The sequence below is a fragment of the Pseudomonas sp. WS 5071 genome (assembly GCF_012985765.1).
Taxonomy (GTDB): Bacteria; Pseudomonadota; Gammaproteobacteria; order Pseudomonadales; family Pseudomonadaceae; genus Aquipseudomonas; species Aquipseudomonas lundensis_A.
Genome location: NZ_JAAQWY010000032.1, coordinates 38,660 through 61,629, shown reverse-complemented (window position 1 = coordinate 61,629; position 22,970 = coordinate 38,660). Strand labels below are relative to the sequence as shown.

Here is a 22,970-nt window from a genome sequence, read left to right as displayed (position 1 = left end):
GATGAGGCGCGATCAGTTTTCTTCGGGCCACAGGCGTAACGGCTTGCCTTCGGCAGGCCAGAAGCGCACTTGCTCAATGGGCGAGATATCCCAGCGTTCCACGGTTTGCAGCGCTTCGAAGAAGCGGTGCTCCTGCTCCATCAGTGCTGGCGCGCATGCTTTGCGGGTGCTGCCGACGCCGCCGAAGGTCAACGTGTGGCCGTCCAGCGTGTAGGGCGCGAACCAGTGGTTGCAACCGCCGCTGCCATAGGCGCGGCCCGCATCGTCCAGGGTCACGGTCAGGTGGCTGTTGTCGATCAGCGGGCGGTCGCCGATCCACTCCAGTACGTACGTGTGGTTCTGCTGCAATTTCACCGGGTCACCCGCGCAGCCCATCAGGCTGGCGCCCAGCAGTGCAATCAGGGTCAAACGCTTCATGCAGCTTCCTTTTGGCATGTTGGGCACAGGTGCTTGCTGCCTTCGGTGCGCCAGCCCAACTCGGCAATGCGCGCGCTGGCGGCCGGTTTTTGCGCCTTGACGCCCAGCTTCGCGTCAACGGCGAATTCAAACTTCAGTTCTTTGGCGCAGCCGTCGCAGTTGACCTGCCACGTGTGAACCGCCAGTTCGCCAAACACCGGGCCTTGGGCGACGGCCACCCATTGGCCGCGAGGGTTGATCAAGTGACGAACTTTTTCGACGGTCAGGCGCATGGCCAGGTCTTTACTGCCCTTGAGGGTGACCAGCAGCACGTCATTGTTCTGAATCGAGCCACCGTTGCCGGTGACTTGATAGCGGCCGGGCATCAGGGCGCGGCATTCGATCAGGGTGTGCTGCGGGCTAAGCAGGTTGTAGCGGAAATCGTGTTCGACCATGGGTCCTCCAAATAGGCCGCTATGCTAGCACGCAGACTCCAAACCTCGAGGCGTGGGCGCTTAACCTTCGATCAGGTTGTGGGGCGTTCCGGCTTTCCAGGCCGCGATGTTGTCCAGCGTGGTGCCGGCAATCGCGCTAAGGGCTTCGTGGGTCAGAAATGCCTGATGCGCCGTGATGATGACGTTGGGGAAGGTCAGTAGGCGTGCCAGCACATCGTCTTGCAATGGCAGGTCGGAACGGTCTTCAAAAAACAGCTGGGCTTCTTCTTCATACACGTCCAGCCCCAAGTACCCGAGTTGCCCGCTTTTCAGGGCTTCGATCAGGGACGGCGTATGCACCAGTGCACCGCGCCCGGTGTTGATCAGCATGGCGCCGTGTTGCAGGGTGGCGAGGCTCTCGCTGTTGATCATGTGCTTGTTTTCTGCGGTCAGCGGGCAATGCAGGCTGATGATGTGTGAGCCCGCGATCAATTCGGGCAGGCTTACGTATTCGGCGCCCAGGGCCAGTAGATCCGGGTTTGGGTAAGGGTCGAAACACAGCAGCTTACAACCGAAGCCGGCCATGATTTTGCCGAAGGTGGCGCCAATTTGCCCGGTGCCGACCACGCCCACCGTTTTACCCACCACATCAAAGCCGGTCAGTCCATGCAGGGTGAAGTCGCCCTCGCGGGTGCGGTTGTAGGCGCGGTGCAGGCGACGGTTGAGTGCCAGAATCAGCGCCACTGCGTGCTCGGCCACGGCATGTGGCGAATACGCCGGTACGCGCACCACACTCAGGCCCAGACGCTTGGCGGCAGGCAGGTCGACATGGTTGTAACCGGCCGAACGCAGGGCGATCAGGCGTGTTTTGCCGAGGGCCAATTGCTCCAGCACCGGGGCGCTCAAATCGTCATTGATGAATGGGCAGACCACGTCGTAGTCATGGGCCAGGGCCACGGTATCGAGGTTCAGGCGCGCGGGCTGGAAGTGCAGCTCAAGGTCGTCGTGTTGCGCGGCAGCGGTGAAGCTGTCGCGGTCGTAGGTCTGGCTGCTGAACAGAAGGATGCGCATGGGAGTCTTCCTGGGTTAAGTGCAGAAGGTATCAAGCGGCGCTGCGGGCTTCAGTGGCGAGCCGGACAATCGCGTGATCCAGCTCGTCCAGTGCAGCGTACGCGTTGGAGCTCTGTTGCTTGAGCAGTGTTTCGGTACGCTGGCAGGCGGCGCGCAATTGCGGTACGCCGCAGTAGCGGGTGGCGCCATGCAAGCGGTGAACCCGTTCGATCAGGGCGCTGTTGTCGTTGGCTTGACGGGCCTGACGGATCGCTTCGCGGTCGGACTCCAGCGAGGCCAGCAGCATGGCCAGCATGTCAGCGGCCAAATCCGGCTTACCCGCCGCCAGACGCAGGCCTTCCTCGTGATCCAGCACCTGAAGGTGTGTGTCAGTGGTCGGCGGCTCTTGAGGGTGATCGCTGACCTGGTTGATCAGCGCCAGCCCGGTCCACTTCAACACCACTTGGCCCAGTTGGCGTTCGCTGATGGGTTTGGTCAGGTAGTCGTCCATACCGCTTTGCAGCAGGGCCCGTTTCTCGTTGGCCATGGCGTGGGCAGTGAGCGCCACAATGGGTAGCGGGGTGGACTGGCGCTCGCTTTCCCATTGGCGAATCAACTCAGTGGTTTCGCGGCCGTCCATGCCCGGCATTTGCACATCCATCAGCACCAGATCGAAGGCGTGGGCCTTGACCGCATCAATTGCCGCATAGCCGCTGTCCACAGCTGTGACATTGGCGCCCATGTCTTCGAGCAGGGTTTGCACCAGCAGCAGGTTGGCCGGGTTGTCGTCGACACACAGGATTCGCGGGGCGCGGCTGGCCAGTAACTCGCCACGCTCGCTGCGGGTGTGACGGGGCTGGACCAGCTCCGCCAGCGTGCGACGTAACTTGCGGGTACAGAAGGGTTTGGATTGCAACTGCTCATGGGAGTTGGGCACCGCTGCGGCAAATAACTGCTGTTCAGTGGTGGGGCACAGCACCAGCACCTTGCAGCCCATGCGGTCGAGGTCCCAGATGTGCTGATTCAGCCGTTCCGGCGGCAAATCCGAGGCGGTGACGCCAAACACCGCCAGATCGAAGGCCTGTTCGGTGTGATGGGCACTGGTCACACCGTTGCACAGGTTTTCGAGGGTATTGAAGGGCGTGACGTCCAGCCCGCAGTCTTCGAGCTGATGCTGCAAGGCCTGGCAGGCCAGGTCATGTTTTTCCAGCAATGCCACGCGACGGCCCAGCAGCGGCGCACTCGGCAGGTCTTCCACGTCGTCCCGGGCTTTGGGCAGCTTGACACTGATCCAGAACACCGACCCTTCGCCGGGCGTGCTCTCGACCCCGATTTCACCGCCCATCTGCTCCACCAAGCGCTTGGAAATGACCAGGCCCAGCCCCGTCCCGCCGGGCTGGCGCGACAGCGAGTTGTCTGCCTGGCTGAAGGCCTGAAACAGCGCCCGCACATCTTCACTGGTCAGGCCGATGCCAGTGTCTTGAACGCTGATGCGCAGTTGCACGCTGCCGTCGTCCTCATCCTCGTCTTCGAGCATGGCGCGCACGGCGATGGTGCCTTCGCGGGTGAACTTGATCGCGTTGTTGACCAGATTGGTGAGGATTTGTTTGAGCCGCAGCGGGTCGCCAATCAACGACAGGGGGGTGTCGCGGTACACCAGGCTGACCAGCTCCAGACCCTTCTCGTGGGCGGACGGGGCGAGGATGGTCAGCGTGTCTTGCAACAAATCACGCAGGTTGAACGGGGTGCTGTCGAGCACCAGCTTGCCGGCTTCGATTTTCGAGAAGTCGAGGATTTCGTTAATGATGCCCAGCAGGTTGTCGGCCGATTTTTCGATGGTGTGCAGGTAATCGAACTGGCGCGGGGTCAGCTCGCTTTTTTGCAGCAAATGGGTGAAGCCCAGAATGCCATTGAGCGGGGTGCGGATTTCGTGGCTCATGTTGGCCAGAAACTCGGACTTGATGCGGCTGGCCTCCAGTGCCTCCTTGCGCGCCAGGTCCAGCTCAAGGTTCTGGATTTCGATGGTCTCAAGGTTCTGGCGCACGTCTTCGGTGGCCTGATCGACGCTGTTTTGCAGTTCTTCCTGCGCGTTCTGCAGGGTTTCGGCCATGCGGTTGATGCCCGAAGCCAGTTCGTCCAGCTCATGACTGCCCAACGGTGGCAGGCGGGTTTCCAGTCGCCCGTCCTTGAGTTGCGCGACGGCCTGCTTGATCTGCCCCAACGGCGCATTGATCGTGCGGCTCATGCGCAAGGCCAGCAAGGCGGTGAACGCCAGCCCGCTGGCGATCAGCAGCAAACTGGCAAACAAGCTGCGATAGCCACGCAGCAACATGTTGCTGTGGGACAGTTCAAGCTCGACCCAGCCCAGCAGCCGATGGGCTTCGTTGGGAATCACGTCGCCCGCCAGGTTGCGATGACGACCAAAGACCGGGAGCAAATAGCGTGTGGCGTCGTTGTCGGTACGTTGCAGCAATTGTGTGCTGTTACCCAACGGCGCCTGATTGAGCATGATCGGGCCAGCGTGGGCGAGGGTTTTGTGATTGGCGTCGAGGAACGACACGGCCCGCACATCCTGTTGCTCCAGGGACTCGGTGGCGATGCGCGCCAGCAGGGCGGTGTCGTGGCGGCCGAGTGCGGGTGCGACCAGTGGAGCGAGCTGCTCGGCAATCATTTCGCCGCGCTGCAACAGTTGGGACTGCAACTCTGACTGTTGCACCCAGGTGAAGTAGCCGCCCAGCACCATCGCCATCAAGGTGACGGGCAGTAACGTGAGCAGCAATACGCGGCCTTTGATTCCCAGATTTTTAAGCACGCAATTCTCCAGCTCCACGTTTTTCTGATCTTGCCCGGCGCATCCGGCGCAGGTTTGCCTGGCAGTGTAGCGATTTGCCCCGCGCCCGACGTGCAGAAATTTACCCTGTGGAGCGTGGTGTTGATCGACATCAGTCGACAGTCAGCGTCGTGCCGGTTGCCCGCGTCGGTTCAATCTTGAATAATCAGCGATTGAGAATGACTTGCAGACGCTAATGACTCCCGCCCTGATTAATCCTTACCGCCTGTTGACCATCGAAGACGATCCCGTGTTGGGCGCTTACCTGCAGGAGCAGTTGCAGCGCGCCGGGTTTGACGTGGTCTGGTGTCAGAACGGCCAGGACGGTTTGAGCCTTGCGCAACAGCAGCCCTTTGACGTGGTGCTGATGGACATTTTGCTGCCCGGTATGAATGGCTTGCAGGTGCTTACGCAGTTGCGCCAGACCCATGCATTACCGGTCATTCTGATGTCGGCCCTGGGCGCCGAAGCAGACCGCATCAACGGGTTTCAGTTGGGCGCCGATGACTACCTGCCCAAACCGTTCAGCATGGCCGAACTGAAAGTGCGTATCGAAGCCATCTTGCGGCGGGTGGCGCTGGACCGCACGCCCCGTGCCAGTGCGGTGTCACTGCCGGTCGACCTTGAAACCGGGCTGGTCTTCGATGACGCTGCCAGCGACGTGCGCCATGGCGCGCAGTACGCAGGCCTGACCCGCAGCGAATTTCGCCTGCTCGACACCCTTAATCGCCATGCCGATGAAGTGCTGAGCAAAGCCTTTCTGTACCAGCATGTGCTGCAACGCGGCTACGCTCCCCACGATCGCAGCCTCGACATGCACATCAGCCAGATTCGCCGCAAGCTTAAGAGCGTCGGTTATCACGCCCGGGAAGTGCGCACGGTGTGGGGCAAAGGTTACGTGCTGAGTGCCAGCGATGCCTTATAAGGTCCCCGGCAAGCACTCGGTGTTCTGGAAGCTGGCGTGTCTGCTGGTGGCTTTTTGCTTGCTGATGATCTGGCTGAGCTGGTCGTGGGGCCGCTACATGGACAAACGCACCGGATTTCTCTCCCAGGAAGCCCGCAGCACGCTGATGCGGTATGCCGGTGAGGCGCAAACCGCCTGGGAGCACGCTGGAGAGGCGGGTGTCGATCAATGGCTGCAAGCGATGGGGCACGTGGAAAGTGGCTGGATCGGCGTCATCGGGCAGGATTTGCAGTCGCTAAGCAGTTACCCGCTCAATGCGCTTGAAAACCAGCGCCTGACCTTTCTGCGCGGGGTGGACTGGCCCATCAGCCATTTGAAAAACGCCCGCCCGTGGATGAAAGTGCCGTTTGTGCGGGACTCGTCCACGGGTTTTTTAGTCATTGAGCTGCCGCAGCGCTTCATGCCGGGGCATTCGCAGCTCGTCTGGCGCATCATCATTAACGGTGTGATTCCGGGGCTGTTCACCTTATTGCTGTGTGCAGGCCTTTATCGCTTGCTGATCGTGCCGCTCAATCAACTGCGAGAGCAGGCTCACGCCTGGCGCGCCGACCAATTGGGTGCACGCCTGTCGAGCCAGACCACCAGCCGGCAGGATGAGTTGGGTGATTTGGGGCGTGCGTTCGATCAAATGTCGGAGCGATTACAAAACACCGTCAGCCAACAGCAGCAGTTGCTGCGTGACCTGTCCCACGAGCTGCGTACACCGTTGAGCCGTTTACGCGTGGCGTGCGACAGCGAGCAGGGCCAAGCCGCGTTGCGCGAGCGTTTGAGCCGCGAAGTCGATGGCATGCAGCGTTTGGTGGAAGACACCCTGCAACTGGCCTGGCTCGACGCTGAGCGCGGACCACTGCCGGTGGAAGCGATTCAGGTCCAGGCGCTGTGGGAAATGATCAGCGAAAACGCCTGCTTTGAAAGCGGCTGGCCTGAATCGCGCCTGCCATGTTTTGTGGGCGCCGAGTGCTGGGTACACGGGCATCTCAACAGCCTGGCGCAAGCTCTGGAAAACATCCTGCGCAATGCCATTCGGCATTCCCCGCCCGCAGGGCTAGTCAGCCTCAGTGGCCTGCGTGAAGGCGACCAGTGGCATTTGTGGATCGACGATCAGGGGGGCGGTGTGGCGCCGCAAGAGCTGGAGCGCATCTTTGCGCCGTTTATCCGGCTCGATGGTTCGCGACCCGGCGATGGCGGTTTTGGATTGGGCTTGAGCATTGCGCGCAATGCATTGCGACTGCAAGGCGGCAGCTTATGGGCAGAAAACACGGGGCAGGGTTTGCGGGTGCACCTGCGCTTGCCCTGCCACTTGCCGCACCGCCTGTAAATCGCTGTCCGACAGCGATGACACCGCATTCGTCATGTGGGCTTATAGCCTTTCGCCATAAGCTCCGTACTTTGCGTGATATGGCCAATTGGCGTTTGTCGGTATGATGTGCGCCCCCGCAGTCCGGATTGCGAATACGCCATGACTTTGCAGTACCCCACTATCGCCGACTGCGTCGGCAACACGCCGCTGGTGCGCTTGCAGCGCCTGGCCGGCGACACCACCAATACGTTATTGCTCAAGCTCGAAGGGAATAACCCGGCGGGCTCGGTCAAAGACCGCCCGGCGCTGTCGATGATTGCCCGCGCCGAAGCGCGCGGCCAGATCCAGCCCGGCGACACCCTGATTGAAGCCACGTCCGGCAATACCGGCATCGCACTGGCCATGGCCGCTGCGATCAAAGGCTACAAGATGATCCTGATCATGCCTGACAACTCCAGTGCCGAGCGTAAGGCGGCCATGACGGCCTATGGCGCGGAGCTGATTCTGGTGTCCCAGGAAGACGGCATGGAAGGTGCACGCGATCTGGCCGACAAGCTGCAGGCCGAAGGTCGTGGCAAGGTGCTCGATCAGTTTGCCAACGGCGATAACCCTGAAGCGCACTACACCAGCACCGGCCCGGAGATCTGGCATCAGACCCAAGGCACCGTCACCCACTTTGTCAGCTCGATGGGCACCACCGGCACCATCATGGGCGTGTCGCGCTATTTGAAAGAACAAAACCCCAACGTCCAGATCATTGGCCTGCAACCGATGGAAGGCGCAGCCATCCCCGGCATTCGCCGTTGGCCGACCGAGTACCTGCCGAAGATTTACCAGGCTGACCGGGTCGACCGGATTGTCGACATGGCTCAGCGCGAAGCCGAAGACGTGATGCGTCGTCTGGCCCGTGAAGAAGGCATCTTCTGTGGTGTCTCTTCTGGCGGTGCAGTGGCCGCGATGCTGCGGTTGTCCCGAGAGGTGGAAAACGCGGTGATCGTCGCGATCATTTGTGACCGTGGCGACCGTTACCTGTCGACCGGCATTTACGATGCGCCTAACTGATGGCTAAGCAAGAAAGAGGCCTGCGGTTTCAGCCGGCTGGCGGCACCAAGGCCCCGCAAGTGCCCACGGGCAAAAAGCAGCGTTTGCGCATTGAGCGTCTGGCCAACGATGGGCGCGGCATCGCGTTCATCGACGGGCGTACCTGGTTCGTGGCCGGGGCACTGGCCGGCGAAGAGGTTGAGGCGCGGGTGCTGGGCGCCCACGGTAAAATCGTTGAGGCCCGCACCGAACGCGTCTTCACAGCCAATGATGTGCGTCGCGTCGCCCCTTGCGCCCACGCCGGGCGCTGTGGTGGCTGCAGCGTGCAACATATGCCCCATGAGGAGCAGCTTGCACTGAAACAGCGCATGTTGGCCGAGCAGTTGTCGCGGGTGGCGGGAGTCGAACCTGACGAGTGGGCAGCGCCCTTGACCGGTCCCGAGTTTGGCTATCGCCGCCGCGCCCGCATAGCGGTGCGTTGGGATGCGCGTGCCAAACAGCTGGAGGTCGGTTTTCGTGCGGCGGGGAGTCAGGACATTGTGGCCATCGATCACTGTTTGGTTCTGGTACAGGCTTTGCAACCTATTATGGCCGGACTGCCTGCCATGTTGCGCCAGTTGAGCAACCCTCGGGCGTTGGGCCATGTCGAGCTGTTCAGCGGTTCGGCCATTGCCGTGCTGCTGCGCCACATGGCACCGCTCACCGCATCCGACATGCAGGTGTTGCAGGCGTTTTGCCTGACCCACGGTGTCCAATTGTGGTTGCATGGCGAAGGTGAGCCGCAACCTGTCGATTTGACCCAAACCTTGGGCTACCGTTTAGAACAATGGGATTTGCAACTGGCCTACCGTCCCGGCGACTTTGTACAGGTCAACGCGGGGGTCAACGAAGCCATGGTGGCTCAGGCGCTGGAGTGGCTGGCGCCTCAAACCGACGAGCGGGTTCTTGACTTGTTTTGCGGGCTGGGTAACTTCGCGTTGCCGTTGGCCAAACAGGTCCGCCACGTGGTGGCGGTTGAGGGGGTTGCGACTATGGTCGAACGCGCTGAGCAAAACGCGGTCAGTAACAACCTGCATAATGCAGCGTTTTTTCAGGCCGACCTGTCGCAGCCGCTGGCGCAAGCAGCGTGGGCCAACGACGGTTTTTCTGCTGTGCTGCTGGATCCGCCGCGTGACGGTGCCTATGAAGCGGTGCGCAAGCTGTCTGCCCTTGGGGCCAAACGCTTGGTGTATGTGTCGTGCAACCCGGCTACGCTGGCGCGTGACACGGTTGAACTGATGAAACAGGGTTATCGGTTAAAACGTGCCGGAATCCTCGATATGTTTCCGCAAACCGCGCATGTCGAGGCAATGGCGTTATTTGAAGCAGACTAGGACGGTCTGTCTATTTCTACGGGCCCGCAGTTCCACGCGACTTGGCCCAGTGGCGTGGAATCGGGATTCGGGCCGGTGATTTCGGCGCATTGAATGTGCGCCGTAGGGAAGGTAAGCAAGATGGTACAGGTCAGAGCACACCAGCCGATCAACACCGACGGCAGTCTCAACCTCGAGGCATGGCTTGATCATGCCGTGAGTGTGGATGTCGCGCTGGACCGTGAAGCCTTGAAAGAAGCCTGTGAGTTTGCACGCGAGGCCGAACAGCAAGCGAACGCCGCGAAAAACCTGTGGACCGAAGGCACCTCGAGCTTTCGCACCGGGCTTGAAATCGCTGAAATTCTCGCGGATCTGAAGCTGGATCAGGATTCGCTGGTCGCGGCGATTCTCTATCGCGGCGTGCGTGAAGGCCAGATTCAGCTCCCCGCCGTTACTCAGCGGTTCGGCCAAGTGGTGGCCAAGTTGATTGATGGCGTACTGCGCATGGCCGCGATCAGCGCCAGCCTGAGCCCGCGTCAGTCGATGGTGCTGGGCACCCAGGGCCAAGTCGAGAACCTGCGCAAAATGCTGGTGGCCATGGTCGATGACGTGCGCGTCGCGCTCATCAAGCTGGCCGAGCGCACCTGCGCCATTCGCGCCGTCAAAAACGCCCCGGATGAAAAACGTAATCGCGTCGCCCGCGAGGTGTTCGATATTTACGCGCCATTGGCGCACCGCTTGGGCATTGGCCATATCAAGTGGGAGCTGGAGGACTTGTCCTTCCGTTACCTTGAGCCTGAGCAGTACAAGCAGATCGCGACTTTGCTGCATGAGCGTCGTCTCGATCGCGAGCGTTTCATCTCCGAGGTCATGAATCAGTTACGTACGGAGCTGGAAGCCACCGGGGTTGATGCTGACATCAGTGGCCGGGCCAAACACATCTATTCCATCTGGCGCAAAATGCAGCGCAAGGGTCTGGCCTTCAGCCAGATCTATGACGTGCGTGCCGTGCGGGTGCTGGTGCCCGAAATGCGCGATTGCTACACCGCGCTGGGCATCGTCCACACCTTGTGGCGTCATATACCGAAAGAATTCGACGATTACATCGCCAACCCGAAAGAGAACGGCTACCGCTCGCTGCATACCGCCGTGATCGGGCCGGAGGGCAAGGTGCTTGAGGTGCAGATCCGCACCCACGCCATGCACGAAGAGGCCGAACTCGGCGTGTGCGCGCATTGGCGGTACAAGGGCACTGACGTCAAGGCGGGCTCCAACCAGTACGAAGAGAAAATCTCGTGGCTGCGCCAGGTGCTGGAATGGCACGAGGAGCTGGGCGATATCGGCGGGCTGGCCGAGCAGTTGCGGGTCGATATCGAACCGGACCGTGTCTATATCTTCACCCCGGACGGGCATGCCATCGATTTGCCCAAGGGTGCGACACCGCTGGACTTCGCGTATCGGGTGCACACCGAAATCGGCCATAACTGCCGTGGCGCCAAGATCAACGGGCGTATCGTGCCGCTCAACTACAGCCTGCAAACGGGTGAGCAGGTCGAGATTATCACCAGCAAGCACGGCACTCCGAGCCGCGACTGGCTTAACCCGAACCTGGGTTACATCACCACGTCGCGGGCGCGGGCCAAAATTGTGCACTGGTTCAAGTTGCAGGCGCGTGACCAGAACGTGGCCGCGGGTAAAACCCTGCTTGAGCGCGAGCTGGGCCGCTTGGGCCTGCCTGCGGTGGATTACGAGAAGCTGGCCGACAAGGCCAACATGAAAACCGCCGAGGACATGTATGCGGCACTGGGCGCGGGCGACTTGCGTCTGGCGCAGTTAATCAATCTTGCGCAGCAAATGGTCGAGCCCGAACGCGGCAACGAGCAGATGGAGCTGATTCCACGCAAGGCCACAGGCTACAAGCCGGGCAAACGCGGCGACATCCAGATCGAAGGCGTGGGTAACCTGCTGACGCAAATGGCCGGTTGCTGTCAGCCGCTGCCCGGCGATGCCATCGTCGGGTACATCACCCAGGGGCGTGGCGTGAGTATTCACCGTCAGGATTGCGCTTCGGTGCTGCAACTGGGCAGTCGTGAGCCGGAGCGGATGATTCAGGTCAACTGGGGGCCGATCCCGGTCTCCACCTACCCGGTGGATATCGAGATTCGGGCGTACGATCGTTCCGGGTTGCTGCGTGACGTGTCGCAAGTGCTGCTCAACGAGCGGATCAACGTATTGGCGGTCAACACCCGCTCGAACAAAGAGGACAACACCGCGCTGATGTCCTTGACCATCGAGATTCCGGGGCTCGATTCGCTGGGGCGTCTGTTGGGAAAAATCTCGCAACTGCCCAATATCATTGAAACCCGGCGTATCGGGCGCAGTGAGCCGCGATAAGGTTTGAGGAACCCCGCTTTCAGCCACTGGAGGCGGGTAACTGGCGTTGCGTGCGGCCCTGCTCATAGCGTTTTGTAGAAGAGATCCGTGATGTACAACCTCGACGATTTGCTCCACCTCATGGCCCGGCTGCGTGATCCGCAGTACGGCTGCCCGTGGGACATCAAGCAAACCTACCGCACGATCGTGCCTTACACCCTTGAAGAGGCGTATGAAGTCGCGGACGCCATCGAGCAGGGCGACTTCGAGCACTTGCAAGGCGAGTTGGGCGACTTGTTGTTTCAAGTGGTTTATTACAGCCAGTTAGCCCGTGAAGAAGGGCGCTTTGAATTTGCCGGGGTCATTGACAGCATCACCCGCAAGCTCATCCGCCGCCATCCCCATGTATTTCCGACGGGCGATCTGTATGCCCCGCTGGACGTGCCGCGCCTGAGCGAAGAACAGGTCAAGCAGCGTTGGGATGAAATCAAGGCTCAAGAACGGGCCGAAAAAGCGTCGGCGCCCCATCAGTTGTCTTTGCTCGATGACGTGCCCGTGGCGTTGCCCGCCTTATCGCGGGCCGCCAAATTGCAGAAGCGCGCCGCTCAGGTAGGCTTCGACTGGCCTGCGGCCCTGCCGGTGCTGGACAAAGTGCGTGAAGAACTCGACGAAGTGCTGGAAGCCATGGCGGACAACGACTCGACTGCCATCCATGACGAGGTCGGTGACCTGCTGTTTTCCGTGGTGAATCTGGCGCGACACCTGAAAGTTGACCCTGAAACGGCCTTGCGTGGGGCAAATGCCAAATTTGACAGGCGTTTCAGGTTTATCGAGCAGGCATTGCGCGATACCCTGCGTCCCATTGAAGATTGCACCCTTGAAGACCTGGACGCCCTCTGGGGTGAAGCCAAGCGCCAGGAAAAGAATTTACCCAGCTGCGGCTGAGTTTGCCTAAGTGAGTAAGTAGATGAGCATTTCCCTACGCGACCAGTTGCTCAAAGCCGGACTGGTCAACGAGAAACAGGCCAAGCAGGCCGGTAAAGAAAAGCAGAAGCAGCAACGTCTGGCCCATAAAGGCCAGATCGAGCTGGATGACACTCAGCAGCGCCTGGCGGCCGAAGCCAAAGCCGAGAAGATCAAGCGCGACCAGGAGCTGAACCGTCAGCAACAGGAGAAGGCTGAACAAAAGGCCCGTGCCGCTCAGATCAAGCAATTAATCGAAGTTTCGCGTTTGCCCAAGCTCAGCACTGAGGACTACTACAACTTCGTGGACGACAAGAAGGTCAAGCGCCTGTCGGTCAACACGCTGATGCGCAACAAGCTGGCCAATGGCTCGCTGGCGATCGTGCAGCATCAGGGTGGCTACGAAGTTATCCCGCGTGAAGCGGCATTGAAAATTCAGGAGCGCGACCCGCGCCGGATCGTGCAGCTCAACATTCTGGTTGAGCCGAAAACACCTGAAGAAGACGATCCGTATGCGGCGTACCAGATCCCAGATGATCTGATGTGGTAAGCACGCCTTCATGGCTGTCAAAACAAACCCCGCTTCGGCGGGGTTTGTTGTTTTCAAGAGGGTCGTATCAATGCTTCAGGGCCGGCGCTGTTGCGCTTCCAGCTTTTCCAGCTCGGCCTTGTAGTCCCGGGCGTCGCTTTCGCGGTGGAACATACCGACCAATACGTCTTCCTGGTGAACATCCCACAGGTGAACACCGTGGGCCACGAGTTGGTGGAACATACGTGAATCGTCGCGCTCAGTTACTTTAATCGTCATCTGTTTGCTCCAAATTCTGATGGGGTATGCGGCAAGTCGTCGCAGATCTTCTTTATAGAGTTTGTTAGCTTGCTAAGTAAATGGCTGGTGGGTGTGCTGTCATGTGCCAGAAAATGCACAACACCATGCAGCCCTTGTGTAGCGGGGTGTTTGCGTCAGTAACCGAAAGTTTTATGACAAAAGTTTCATCTTTGCCGGGGTTTCAAGGTCAAAAAAAACCTCGCCGGAGCGAGGTTTTTTGTCTGGCACTGTCAGTCGCGGCTCATTCGCCTTTGACTGTCTTGCCGTCCACCGTGCCGTCGAGCAGCATGATGTTGTATTCCTTGCCGTCTTTTTCGACCTGACGCAAGGCAACCAGCAGGCCATCCCATTGCTTGGCGAACCACATTTCGGTGATGCGCTTGTTCTGGGCTGGATCGCGCACGCGCTCAACCTTGATGGCGTTGATTTTACCGGCTTTGGTGGTGACTACTTCGGGGCCGATTACGCGGAAGTCGTAAGTGTCTACTTCGTCGCCATCAACCACCTGGTAGCTCATCGACTTTTTGCCGGCCAGTACGTCGCGCTGCAGGGCCAGTTGGTAGGTCGACTTGTCGAGCATGCCGGTCAGCAGTTTTACCGTCACAGGCGTCTTGTTGTCGGTCCCGGTAACCGTCATGTCCTTCCAGTTGAAGTTCAGGTCTACATTTTTGACTTTACCCAAGCCTCCCCGTTCGAAGTGATAGCTCAGAGGAACCGGCTGGTCTTTTTCCAGCTTGAGTGTGCTTACTTCGTTCAGGCTCGCTACCAGCATCGAGGCCTTGAAGTTCAAGGTCCAGACGTTGTCTTTTTCTTTATCTTTGACCAGGCTGCGTTCCGCGGAGCCGCTCATCGGCAACTGTTTCCAGTCGGCGGTGTAGCTGGCCGTGAAAGGCTGAAGATCGGCCGCTTGCACTGCTGGTATGGCTAGCAGGCTAAGGGCAAGGAGCAGGGCACGACGCATAAAATCTCCTAGATTTGTATCTGGTGGCCGCTGGCCGGGAGTAATTGACCGTCCAATAATGCACCTTGTTCGTCGAGAGACAAGCGGCCCTCGGCAAACCAGCGCACTGCAAGGGGGTAAATCCGGTGCTCCTGGGCGTGAACCCGTTGCGCCAGACTGCTTGGCGTGTCTTCAGGCTCGACAGGTAGCACTGCCTGTACGACCAGAGGGCCGCCATCGAGTTCCTCGGTTACGAAGTGCACGCTGCAACCATGCTCACGATCCTGCGCTTCCAGTGCACGTTGATGCGTGTGCAGGCCTTTGTGTTTGGGCAATAAAGACGGATGGATATTCAGCAGGCGCCCCTGATAATGGCGCACAAAGTCAGCGCTGAGTATGCGCATGAAGCCGGCCAGTACCACCAGGTGCGGATTGAAAGTGTCGATGATTTCGATCAGTGCAGCATCGAAGGCCTTGCGGCCCTCGAATGCTTTGTGATCCAGAACGCGGGTGTCGATCCCCGCGTTCTTGGCGCGTTGCAGGCCCGGTGCGTCAGCGCGGTTGGAAATCACCGCGCGCAGGGTGGCCGGGCTAGCCTTGATGTCATCGCTGTCGATCAAGGCCTGCAAGTTGCTGCCTGTGCCGGAAAGCAGCACCACTACATCACACGTGTCAGGCATCAGTGTGCCTTGAGGTTTTGTAGCTCGACTTGCGCAGCGCCTTCTGCGGCGGTTGCGATCTGGCCGATGACCCAAGGCTGTTCACCGGCTTCACGCAGCACGTTCAGAGCGGTTTCTACGTCAGCCTGAGCCACGCAGATCACCATGCCAACGCCGCAGTTCAGTACGCGGTGCATTTCGGTTTCGGCCACGTTGCCTTGTTCCTGCAGCCAGTCGAATACCGCAGGGCGCTGCCAGCTGGCCACGTCCACCACGGCTTGGGCGCCTTTAGGCAGCACGCGCGGAATGTTGTCGAGCAGGCCACCGCCGGTGATGTGCGCCATGGCCTTGACCACGCCGGTTTCCTTGATCAGCTTGAGCAGCGGCTTGACGTAGATGCGGGTCGGGGCCATCAGCAGGTCGGTCAGCGGCTTGCCGTCGAGCTGGATGTTTTCGATGTCTGCACCGGACACTTCGATAATCTTGCGGATCAGCGAGTAACCGTTGGAGTGCGGGCCTGAAGACGGCAGGGCGAGCAGGGCGTCACCGGCAGCCACTTTGGAGCCGTCGATGATCTCGGATTTTTCGACCACGCCAACGCAGAAACCTGCCAGGTCGTAGTCTTCGCCTTCGTACATGCCTGGCATTTCAGCGGTTTCGCCGCCTACCAGCGAGCAGCCGGACAGCTCGCAACCTGCGCCGATACCGGTTACCACCTGGGTCGCGGTTTCAACGTTGAGTTTGCCGGTGGCGTAGTAATCGAGGAAGAACAGTGGCTCGGCGCCGCACACGATCAGGTCGTTCACGCACATGGCCACCAGGTCGATGCCGATGCTGTCGTGTTTGTTCAGGTTCAGGGCCAGACGCAGCTTGGTGCCAACGCCGTCGGTGCCGGAGACCAAAACAGGCTGCTTGTAACCGGCAGGAATTTCGCAGAGGGCGCCAAAACCGCCGAGGCCGCCCATCACTTCCGGGCGTGCAGTGCGCTTGGCCACGCTCTTGATGCGTTCGACCAATGCTTCACCGGCGTCGATGTCTACACCGGCGTCTTTGTAGCTCAGGGATGGTTGCTTGCTCATAATCCAGGCCTTTAGGGGGGATTCGGGGAGGTCGACCGATCTCAGAGGGCCCGCTGGCAAGTGCTCATCGCTGTGAATGAAGCATTTGCCGGGTGCCCGGCTGTCGCCGGTCTGCGAAGGCGCGCGATTTTATCAGGCTTGAAGGGCAGCGGCCATCCTCGGGCCGACGGGCAGGGTTATATAGCGCGAAAAAAACCTTTTTTAGTCGTACTGGCCGCTGCGGGCAGGCCTGTATAAGGTATACGGGTTCACTTTTGATTTTTTATGACCGCGTGAAAACGCTGCCGCCGCGGTGAATGATTTGGCTTGCGCCCTGTCTGAAACCTGCAGCAGTGGATTTATCGGGTCTTTCAAGACTGCTTTTTTGTCGTCAGGAATATTTCATGCGTTTTCATCACCTTTTAGCTGCAGGCTGTTTGTCCTTTTTTAGTCTGGCGAGCCATGCCGAAATTCTGACCAATTTGTATCAAGTGCGTGAGCCGGTGAGCAGTCAGTCTCCCGAAGAGCGCACCCAAGCCACGCAAAAAGCATTGGAAACACTGGTGATCCGCGTGACCGGCGATGCCAAGGCGCTGCAAAATCCTGGTCTGGATCCGGTGCGCAAAGACCCCCAGCAAATCATTCGTCAATACGGATATGACGCCGGGCCGCCCGAAAGCCTGCAAGTGGATTTCGATCCTGTGAGCACCGAACGTGCGTTGCGGCAGGCGGGCCTGTCGTTGTGGGGCAGCAATCGCCCGGCGTTGTTGAGCTGGTGGCTGAGCGACTCGGTTGAAGGCTCAAGCCTGGTAGGTGACGGGCAGTCGGCCGCCGAACCCCTGCGCCGTGCAGCGCAACACAGGGGTTTGCCCTTGCGTTTGCCGCTGGCTGACTTGAGTGAGCAACTGGTCGGCACGGTCGACAATATTGAAGGCTCCAATCCTGCCCCGTTGCGTGAAGCATCCGAGCGTTATGGCGCCGATGCGTTGCTGGCGGTACATGCCCGTGAAGAGGGCGGCCAGTGGCAAGCTAAATGGCGCATGTGGCTGGGAGATCAACAAGAGCAGGGCAGCGCGCAGGCGGCGGATCAGGCGGCACTGGCCGATGCAGTGATGCTGGCCGTGAGTGAGCGCCTGGCGCCGCGTTACGTGGTCAAGCCGGGCGTTTCCACTGAGCAGTTGCTGGAAGTGCAAGGCATGACCCTAGAGCGTTATGCCTCGCTGGGGCGTTTGCTTGAACCGTTTGGTGGGCAACTCGTGCGCATGGACGGCGACCGTAGCGTGTATCAGGTCAATGGCAGCGCCGAGCAGTTGCGCTCTCAATTAGGGCTGGCGCATTTGCAGGAAATCCCGACGAGTGAAAGCGCGCCGGTGACTGAGGCGGGTCAGACGCCCGCTACGCCTGCCGCGCAGCTACGCTTTCGCTGGTAGGTTTTTCTCTTCTATATAAAGGATGGACGCTTGATGACGGATTCGCGGCGATGGGTATGGTGGGGCATGGCGCTGGTGTTCGCCCTGTTTGTGTATTTCTTGCATCCGATACTCACGCCGTTTCTGGTTGCTATCGTACTGGCGTACATGTTCGATCCTGTGGTGGACCGTCTGGAGAAGTTCGGCTTCTCCAGAACCTGGGGCGTCGTGACCGTGTTTGCGCTGTTCACGGTGATCGTAACGGGGCTGGTGCTGATCCTGGTGCCCTTGCTGGCCAAGCAGTTGATGAAGCTCTATCAACTGGCGCCCCAAGTGCTGGACTGGTTGCAGCACACGGCGGTGCCGTGGGCGCAAAGCAAATTCGGCCTGAGCGACGGCTTCTGGAAGTTCGACAAGATCAAGGCCGCTATCACTGAGCATATGGGGCAGGCGTCCGATATCGTCGGGGTGGTGCTGTCGCAGGCCACGGCGTCCAGCCTGGCGCTGATCGGCTTTTTGGCCAATCTGGTGTTGATCCCGGTGGTGGCTTTCTACCTGCTGCGCGACTGGGACATCATGCTGGCCAAGATCCGTGGCTTGCTGCCGCGCGACCGCGAAGAACAAATCGTTTCGCTGGCCAAAGAGTGCCATGACGTACTCGGCGCGTTTGTGCGTGGGCAGTTGTTGGTAATGCTTGCGCTCGGGGTGATTTATTCCGCAGGCCTGATGCTCGTCGGGCTGGAGCTGGGGTTGTTGATCGGCTTGATGGCGGGTATCGCGGCCATCGTGCCGTACATGGGGTTCATCATCGGCATTGGCGCGGCATTAACTGCCGGGCTGTTCCAGTTTGGTGGTGATCTGTACCCGATGCTCGGGATCGTGGCGGTGTTCATGGTCGGCCAGGCGTTGGAAGGTACGGTGCTCACGCCTTTACTGGTGGGTGACAAAATTGGTATGCACCCGGTGGCCGTGATTTTTGCGATTTTGGCTGGGGGTGAACTGTTTGGGTTTACCGGGGTGTTGCTGGCTTTGCCGGTCGCCGCCGTGATCATGGTGCTGGTCCGTCATGTGCAGGACATGTACAAGGAGTCGCAGGTGTACAAAGGCGAGGAAGACCCGGAGTTATAGGTCTCGTCACGTGAGAAAAAGGCAGGCCGGTCGTGTGACGGGCCTGCCTTTTTTGTTGCACCGCATGGCCCGTTGGAATTGGAAAAAACTCAAATAATCCAAGGCCTTAACGCAAACCTTTGATTTTGCTCGTGGTCTGTTACATTGTGCGCCCGGCTACAACGGGTATAAACTTTGCAAACTTTACACAGAGGCCACTAACGGTTCGTTTGAACTGTTCAGTCAGCATGAAACCGATTCAGCTGCCCCTAGGTGTGCGTCTGCGTGATGACGCTACCTTCATAAACTACTATCCAGGCGCCAATGCCGCTGCACTCGGCTATGTCGAGCGTCTATGCGAAGCCGACGCCGGCTGGACAGAAAGTCTGATTTATCTGTGGGGCAAGCACGGCGTAGGACGTACGCACCTGTTGCAGGCAGCCTGCCTGCGTTTTGAACAGATGGGCGAACCTGCTGTGTACCTGCCGTTGGGCGAATTGATGGATCGCGGCATCGAAATCCTCGATAACCTCGAACAGTATGAGCTGGTGTGTCTGGATGACCTTCAGGCAGTCGCCGGTCGCGCGGACTGGGAAGAAGCACTGTTCCACCTGTTCAACCGTCTGCGCGACAGCGGGCGACGGCTGTTGATTGCGGCTTCGGCGTCACCGCGAGAGCTGCCGATCAAACTGGCTGACCTCAAATCCCGCCTCACCCTGGCCCTGATCTTCCAGATGCGACCGCTGTCCGACGAGGACAAGCTGCGTGCTTTGCAGTTGCGAGCTTCGCGTCGTGGCCTGCACCTGACCGACGAAGTCGGGCACTTTATCCTCACCCGTGGCACCCGCAGCATGAGTGCGCTGTTTGACCTGCTGGAGCAGCTCGATCAGGCCTCTTTGCAAGCCCAGCGCAAATTGACCATCCCTTTCCTGAAAGAAACCCTGGGCTGGTAAACACGCCGTTTCAAGCCGTTTCGACAAATGACAGGCGTCAGAAAACCCGCGTGCCAGAAGGGTGGCAAACGCAGAATTTATCGTCAGGGGTGTAAAACCTTAGATGTCATGACAAAACTGGCGAGTCACATTTAGATCGATTGAATTTGCAAATGAGGATCATAGTTGGCATAGTCGCGGCTACTTTTCCCACAAGCCACGGTCGTGCCCATGCTAAATCGCTTCGCACCCCTCGTGCCCCTCGCACTCGTTACCCTGTTATTTGGTTGCGCTGCGCACTCGCCAGTGTCTCAGCAAGTGGTCGACCAGCAGGCTCATAAGTCATCAGTGTCCCAGGATTCCGCTCTTTATCAGGAAGAACTGGCGACCGAAAAAGAACTGGCGCAATTCTCCGAGAACAGCAAGCCTTACGAGTTGCCAGCGTTGGCTGACAGCATTCTTGAGCGTGGCATGTCCCTGATCGGTACCCGTTACCGTTTTGGCGGCACCTCGGAAGCAGGCTTCGACTGCAGCGGCTTTATCGGTTATCTGTTCCGCGAAGAGGCTGGCATGCAATTGCCGCGTTCAACGCGCGAGATGATCAACGTTGATGCGCCGCTGGTTGCTCGCAACAAACTCAAGCCGGGTGACCTGCTGTTCTTCAGCACCAACGGCCGCGGTCGTGTCAGTCACGCGGGGATTTACCTGGGTGATGACCAGTTCATCCACTCCAGCAGCCGCCGCAGCGGTGGTGTGCGTATCGACAAGTTGGGCGATACCTACTGGAGTAAAACCTTCATTGAAGCCAAGCGTGCACTGGCCATGGCGCCAACGAGCGTAATCGCCCGCAAGTAAAGTTAAAGCTTCACTTGAAGTTTGGCCTCTAAGGGCTAGAATTCAGTCGCATTGTTAAATTCCTGAGCCGCGAAGGTATTGCCTGTCGCGGTTTCAGGTTTCGCGGCCGAGTTGCCGTATCCAGAATCAGGAACGTTCTGTTTATGTCAATCATGGCCCGCTTCTCAGTTTTGACTCTAGCAGCCCTGCTCAGTGCTTGCGCCAGCAACCCACCGCCCGCCCCAGTGGCCAAAAAGCCGGTGGTATTTGCCAATCCCTCTGAAGATTTCTCGCCCATCGCCGCCGATGTGTTGTTCCGTGCGCTGGGTCTGGTGGGCACGCCTTATCGTTGGGGCGGCAACACCCCTGACTCGGGCTTTGATTGCAGTGGCCTTATCAAGTACGTCTACAACGACGCTGCCGGGATTTCGTTGCCGCGCTCGACCCGCGAGATGATCGTGATGAGTGCGCCGAATGTGGGTAAAGACAAGCTGCAAACCGGTGACTTGCTGTTTTTCGCTACCAGTGGCGGGACGCAAGTCAGTCATGCGGGAATTTACGTGGGAGAAGGGCGCTTCGTACACGCGCCAGCCACCGGCGGTACCGTCAAGCTCGACAGCCTGTCCAAAGCCTACTGGCAAAAAGCCTACCTGAATGCCAAGCGTGTACTGCCAACCGAGCAGCACCTGGCCCGCAACCCTTAAGCGGGCCTGTTATACAGAGAGAGGCTGTGATCACACAGCCTCTTTTTCTATTCCGGGCAGCAGTACCTTACTTCGCGGACACCCGCCAGATCTTGTTGCCGACATCATCTGCCACCAACAGATCTCCTTGCTTGTCGATCACTACGCCCACCGGACGGCCCATCGCTTTTTCATCGGCGGTGAGGAACCCGGTCAATACATCCATCGGCATCCCGGTCGGTTTGCCATCGGCAAACGGTACGAAAATGACTTTGTAACCGCTATGGGGTTTGCGATTCCATGAGCCGTGCTGGCCGACAAAAGCCCCTTCGGTGAAGTTCGGCAACTTGCTGCCGTCGGCAAAGCTCAACCCTAATGAAGCGGTGTGCGGGCCGAGTGCATAGTCAGGCGCTAGGGCTTTTGCTACTTGCTCAGGGTTTTGCGGATTCACCCTGGCATCGACGTGTTGACCGTAATAGCTGTAGGGCCAGCCATAAAAGCCACCGTCTTTGACAGACGTGATGTAGTCCGGCACCAGGTCGCTGCCAATCTCGTCGCGCTCATTGACTGCCGTCCAGAGTTTACCGGTCGACGGTTCCCAGCCCATGCCATTGGGGTTGCGCAAGCCGGACGCGAAAATGCGGTGGCTGCCGGTGGCGGGGTCCACTTCCCAGATCGCCGCGCGGCCTTCTTCCTTGTCCGTGCCGTTCTCGCCCACGTTGCTGTTAGAGCCAACGGTCACGTAGAGCTTCTTGCCATCGGGGCTGGCAATCACGTTTTTGGTCCAGTGGTGGTTCAGCGGGCCGCCTGGCAGGTCGACCACTTTGGTCGGCTGAGCGCTGATGCTGTCTTCACCGGCTTGGTACGGGAAGCGCAGCAGTTTGTCGGAGTCGGCCACGTACAGATCGTTGCCGACCAGGGCCATGCCAAATGGCGAGTTCAGGTTCTGCAAAAACACGCTGCGGGTTTCGGCGATGCCATCGTGATTGGCATCGCGTAACAGTGTGATCCGGTTCGCACTGGGCACGCCCGCGCCAGCTTTACCCATGACCTTTTCCATCACCCAGCCGCGAATCCCTTTACTGTCGTCCGGTTTGGGCGGGGCATTGGTTTCCGCCACCAGCACATCGCCGTTGGGCAGCACATACAGCCAGCGCGGGTGATCAAGGTCCTCGGCAAAGGCGCTGACCTGCAGGCCTTCGGCAGCAATCGGCTTGGCTCCCTGCGACCAACCCACGGCGGGGGCGATATTGACCGTCGGGATCAGCGTCTTGTTAGGTTCAGGCAGCTTGGGCGACGGGCCAGTGCCATCCGCCACTTGCAAAGTCGAACTCTCACCACAGGCGGCTAATCCTGCTGCAAGTACGATGACAACAGCGTGCTGGCGCTTGAGCATGTGAATCTCCATGAGTAGGGGTGTAAGTGATAGAGAAGCTTGGCGAGGCAAAGGTTCAGGGTAATGCCATTTTGCTGTGGGTATGTGCACTACCTTTAATTGACGCTCCCCCCCCAACCCTCTAACCTTCGCCGCTTGTTTCAGGTGCTCTGCAGCCATGGGCTGGCAGGGTGAAACAGGGAAGCCGGTGAGGGTTCAGGTGCAGTGCGCCGGGGCCACGATTCCGGCGCTGCCCCCGCAACGGTAAATGAGTCAACACCACGCTAAGTGCCACTGTGTCTGTTCACGGGAAGGCGCGCGGTCAGGGCTGCTTGTGTACAGGCGGCCCGCTCATGAGCCCGGAGACCGGCCTGACCCATCCAGCACCTCGCGGCGGGCGACGGTGTGTCGCTTTTGTTAAATCTCCCCCGCCTCCCGTTT

At 59.4% G+C, this 22,970-nt stretch carries 21 protein-coding genes and 1 riboswitch; of the genes, 12 read left to right on the top strand and 9 right to left on the bottom strand.

Features of this window, described 5'->3' with window-relative positions; translation table 11 throughout:
* Positions 1-12 precede the first annotated feature (12 nt).
* Genes HBN61_RS18515 through HBN61_RS18500 form a run of 4 tightly spaced genes read right to left on the bottom strand, consistent with a single transcriptional unit; the run spans position 13 to position 4,692 of the window.
* Positions 13-417 (bottom strand): META domain-containing protein, encoded by a 405-nt coding sequence (locus HBN61_RS18515; RefSeq protein WP_170047544.1) that lies wholly within the window; start codon positions 415-417, stop codon positions 13-15.
* Entirely contained in the window at positions 414-851 is a 438-nt protein-coding gene (locus HBN61_RS18510) for a hypothetical protein (RefSeq protein WP_169965553.1), read from the bottom strand. The genes HBN61_RS18515 and HBN61_RS18510 overlap by 4 nt, the downstream gene beginning before the upstream one ends.
* A 60-nt stretch (positions 852-911) precedes the next feature.
* The gene (locus HBN61_RS18505; RefSeq protein WP_170047542.1) at positions 912-1,901 is read right to left on the bottom strand and encodes a 2-hydroxyacid dehydrogenase; all 990 of its coding nucleotides are present in this window, start codon (positions 1,899-1,901) and stop codon (positions 912-914) included.
* A gap of 31 nt (positions 1,902-1,932) precedes the next feature.
* The gene (locus HBN61_RS18500) at positions 1,933-4,692 is read right to left on the bottom strand and encodes a response regulator (protein WP_169965551.1); all 2,760 of its coding nucleotides are present in this window, start codon (positions 4,690-4,692) and stop codon (positions 1,933-1,935) included.
* 214 nt (positions 4,693-4,906) lie between these two features.
* On the opposite strand from HBN61_RS18500, the gene HBN61_RS18495 reads away from it, so the two are divergent.
* The 7 genes from HBN61_RS18495 to HBN61_RS18465 all read left to right on the top strand — a co-directional run bounded on the left by HBN61_RS18495 (position 4,907) and on the right by HBN61_RS18465 (position 13,253).
* Complete coding sequence (locus HBN61_RS18495; protein ID WP_170047540.1) at positions 4,907-5,635, top strand: response regulator transcription factor; 729 nt, start codon at positions 4,907-4,909, stop codon at positions 5,633-5,635.
* Positions 5,625-6,992, top strand: a complete 1,368-nt coding sequence (locus HBN61_RS18490) for a sensor histidine kinase (protein WP_094994720.1) — start codon at positions 5,625-5,627, stop codon at positions 6,990-6,992. The genes HBN61_RS18495 and HBN61_RS18490 overlap by 11 nt, the downstream gene beginning before the upstream one ends.
* Positions 6,993-7,133: 141 nt before the next feature.
* Positions 7,134-8,036: a cysteine synthase CysM gene (cysM, locus tag HBN61_RS18485; RefSeq protein ID WP_094994721.1), complete on the top strand. Its 903-nt coding sequence runs from the start codon at positions 7,134-7,136 to the stop codon at positions 8,034-8,036.
* On the top strand, positions 8,036-9,388 hold the full coding sequence (gene rlmD / locus HBN61_RS18480; RefSeq protein ID WP_170047538.1) for a 23S rRNA (uracil(1939)-C(5))-methyltransferase RlmD: 1,353 nt from the start codon (positions 8,036-8,038) through the stop codon (positions 9,386-9,388). Before cysM ends, rlmD begins: the two co-directional genes overlap by 1 nt.
* Before the next feature lie 120 nt (positions 9,389-9,508).
* The gene (gene relA / locus HBN61_RS18475; RefSeq protein ID WP_094994723.1) at positions 9,509-11,761 is read left to right on the top strand and encodes a GTP diphosphokinase; all 2,253 of its coding nucleotides are present in this window, start codon (positions 9,509-9,511) and stop codon (positions 11,759-11,761) included.
* 90 nt (positions 11,762-11,851) lie between these two features.
* On the top strand, positions 11,852-12,685 hold the full coding sequence (gene mazG, locus HBN61_RS18470; protein WP_048376538.1) for a nucleoside triphosphate pyrophosphohydrolase: 834 nt from the start codon (positions 11,852-11,854) through the stop codon (positions 12,683-12,685).
* Between the two features lie 22 nt (positions 12,686-12,707).
* Positions 12,708-13,253, top strand: a complete 546-nt coding sequence (locus HBN61_RS18465) for a DUF2058 domain-containing protein (protein WP_047276399.1) — start codon at positions 12,708-12,710, stop codon at positions 13,251-13,253.
* Between the two features lie 75 nt (positions 13,254-13,328).
* Here the strand turns inward: HBN61_RS18465 and HBN61_RS18460 are convergent, their stop codons facing one another.
* From HBN61_RS18460 to purM, 4 genes are all read right to left on the bottom strand, one after another.
* A complete protein-coding gene (locus HBN61_RS18460; protein ID WP_170047536.1) occupies positions 13,329-13,511 on the bottom strand; it encodes a hypothetical protein in 183 nt (60 codons plus the stop codon).
* A gap of 262 nt (positions 13,512-13,773) precedes the next feature.
* On the bottom strand, positions 13,774-14,493 hold the full coding sequence (locus tag HBN61_RS18455; RefSeq protein WP_170047534.1) for a DUF3108 domain-containing protein: 720 nt from the start codon (positions 14,491-14,493) through the stop codon (positions 13,774-13,776).
* Between the two features lie 8 nt (positions 14,494-14,501).
* Positions 14,502-15,152, bottom strand: coding sequence for a phosphoribosylglycinamide formyltransferase (purN, locus tag HBN61_RS18450; protein ID WP_170047532.1), 651 nt, complete (start codon positions 15,150-15,152; stop codon positions 14,502-14,504).
* Entirely contained in the window at positions 15,152-16,210 is a 1,059-nt protein-coding gene (gene purM, locus HBN61_RS18445) for a phosphoribosylformylglycinamidine cyclo-ligase (RefSeq protein ID WP_047276389.1), read from the bottom strand. The genes purN and purM overlap by 1 nt, the downstream gene beginning before the upstream one ends.
* Positions 16,211-16,593: 383 nt before the next feature.
* Between purM and HBN61_RS18440 the strand changes: the two genes are divergently transcribed.
* From HBN61_RS18440 to HBN61_RS18420, 5 genes are all read left to right on the top strand, one after another.
* Complete coding sequence (locus HBN61_RS18440; RefSeq protein WP_170047530.1) at positions 16,594-17,619, top strand: DUF2066 domain-containing protein; 1,026 nt, start codon at positions 16,594-16,596, stop codon at positions 17,617-17,619.
* Between the two features lie 33 nt (positions 17,620-17,652).
* The gene (locus HBN61_RS18435) at positions 17,653-18,726 is read left to right on the top strand and encodes an AI-2E family transporter (protein ID WP_094994729.1); all 1,074 of its coding nucleotides are present in this window, start codon (positions 17,653-17,655) and stop codon (positions 18,724-18,726) included.
* Between the two features lie 227 nt (positions 18,727-18,953).
* Positions 18,954-19,658 (top strand): DnaA regulatory inactivator Hda, encoded by a 705-nt coding sequence (gene hda / locus HBN61_RS18430; RefSeq protein WP_047276383.1) that lies wholly within the window; start codon positions 18,954-18,956, stop codon positions 19,656-19,658.
* Positions 19,659-19,868: 210 nt separating this feature from the next.
* Positions 19,869-20,492 carry a C40 family peptidase gene (locus tag HBN61_RS18425; RefSeq protein WP_094994730.1) on the top strand — a complete coding sequence of 208 codons (624 nt, stop codon included), beginning with the start codon at positions 19,869-19,871 and terminating at the stop codon, positions 20,490-20,492.
* Between the two features lie 143 nt (positions 20,493-20,635).
* Positions 20,636-21,175 (top strand): C40 family peptidase, encoded by a 540-nt coding sequence (locus tag HBN61_RS18420; protein ID WP_094994731.1) that lies wholly within the window; start codon positions 20,636-20,638, stop codon positions 21,173-21,175.
* A 67-nt stretch (positions 21,176-21,242) separates the two neighbouring features.
* Here HBN61_RS18420 and HBN61_RS18415 read toward each other — a convergent pair whose 3' ends face one another.
* The gene (locus HBN61_RS18415; RefSeq protein WP_170047528.1) at positions 21,243-22,550 is read right to left on the bottom strand and encodes a PQQ-dependent sugar dehydrogenase; all 1,308 of its coding nucleotides are present in this window, start codon (positions 22,548-22,550) and stop codon (positions 21,243-21,245) included.
* A 125-nt stretch (positions 22,551-22,675) separates the two neighbouring features.
* A riboswitch (cobalamin riboswitch) is annotated at positions 22,676-22,918 on the top strand.
* Positions 22,919-22,970 lie beyond the last annotated feature (52 nt).

Excerpts from the sequence above, each read along its gene's own strand:
- HBN61_RS18465 (WP_047276399.1), top strand. The coding sequence starts at position 12,708 with ATGAGCATTTCCCTACGCGACCAGTTGCTCAAAGCCGGACTGGTCAAC.
- hda (WP_047276383.1), top strand. The coding sequence starts at position 18,954 with ATGAAACCGATTCAGCTGCCCCTAGGTGTGCGTCTGCGTGATGACGCT.
- relA (WP_094994723.1), top strand. The coding sequence starts at position 9,509 with ATGGTACAGGTCAGAGCACACCAGCCGATCAACACCGACGGCAGTCTC.
- HBN61_RS18460 (WP_170047536.1), bottom strand. The coding sequence starts at position 13,511 with ATGACGATTAAAGTAACTGAGCGCGACGATTCACGTATGTTCCACCAA.
- purM (WP_047276389.1), bottom strand. The coding sequence starts at position 16,210 with ATGAGCAAGCAACCATCCCTGAGCTACAAAGACGCCGGTGTAGACATC.
- HBN61_RS18435 (WP_094994729.1), top strand. The coding sequence starts at position 17,653 with ATGACGGATTCGCGGCGATGGGTATGGTGGGGCATGGCGCTGGTGTTC.
- cysM (WP_094994721.1), top strand. The coding sequence starts at position 7,134 with ATGACTTTGCAGTACCCCACTATCGCCGACTGCGTCGGCAACACGCCG.
- HBN61_RS18495 (WP_170047540.1), top strand. The coding sequence starts at position 4,907 with ATGACTCCCGCCCTGATTAATCCTTACCGCCTGTTGACCATCGAAGAC.
- mazG (WP_048376538.1), top strand. The coding sequence starts at position 11,852 with ATGTACAACCTCGACGATTTGCTCCACCTCATGGCCCGGCTGCGTGAT.
- HBN61_RS18420 (WP_094994731.1), top strand. The coding sequence starts at position 20,636 with ATGTCAATCATGGCCCGCTTCTCAGTTTTGACTCTAGCAGCCCTGCTC.
- HBN61_RS18425 (WP_094994730.1), top strand. The coding sequence starts at position 19,869 with ATGCTAAATCGCTTCGCACCCCTCGTGCCCCTCGCACTCGTTACCCTG.
- HBN61_RS18515 (WP_170047544.1), bottom strand. The coding sequence starts at position 417 with ATGAAGCGTTTGACCCTGATTGCACTGCTGGGCGCCAGCCTGATGGGC.
- HBN61_RS18440 (WP_170047530.1), top strand. The coding sequence starts at position 16,594 with ATGCGTTTTCATCACCTTTTAGCTGCAGGCTGTTTGTCCTTTTTTAGT.
- HBN61_RS18505 (WP_170047542.1), bottom strand. The coding sequence starts at position 1,901 with ATGCGCATCCTTCTGTTCAGCAGCCAGACCTACGACCGCGACAGCTTC.
- HBN61_RS18415 (WP_170047528.1), bottom strand. The coding sequence starts at position 22,550 with ATGCTCAAGCGCCAGCACGCTGTTGTCATCGTACTTGCAGCAGGATTA.
- HBN61_RS18455 (WP_170047534.1), bottom strand. The coding sequence starts at position 14,493 with ATGCGTCGTGCCCTGCTCCTTGCCCTTAGCCTGCTAGCCATACCAGCA.
- rlmD (WP_170047538.1), top strand. The coding sequence starts at position 8,036 with ATGGCTAAGCAAGAAAGAGGCCTGCGGTTTCAGCCGGCTGGCGGCACC.
- HBN61_RS18510 (WP_169965553.1), bottom strand. The coding sequence starts at position 851 with ATGGTCGAACACGATTTCCGCTACAACCTGCTTAGCCCGCAGCACACC.
- HBN61_RS18490 (WP_094994720.1), top strand. The coding sequence starts at position 5,625 with ATGCCTTATAAGGTCCCCGGCAAGCACTCGGTGTTCTGGAAGCTGGCG.
- purN (WP_170047532.1), bottom strand. The coding sequence starts at position 15,152 with ATGCCTGACACGTGTGATGTAGTGGTGCTGCTTTCCGGCACAGGCAGC.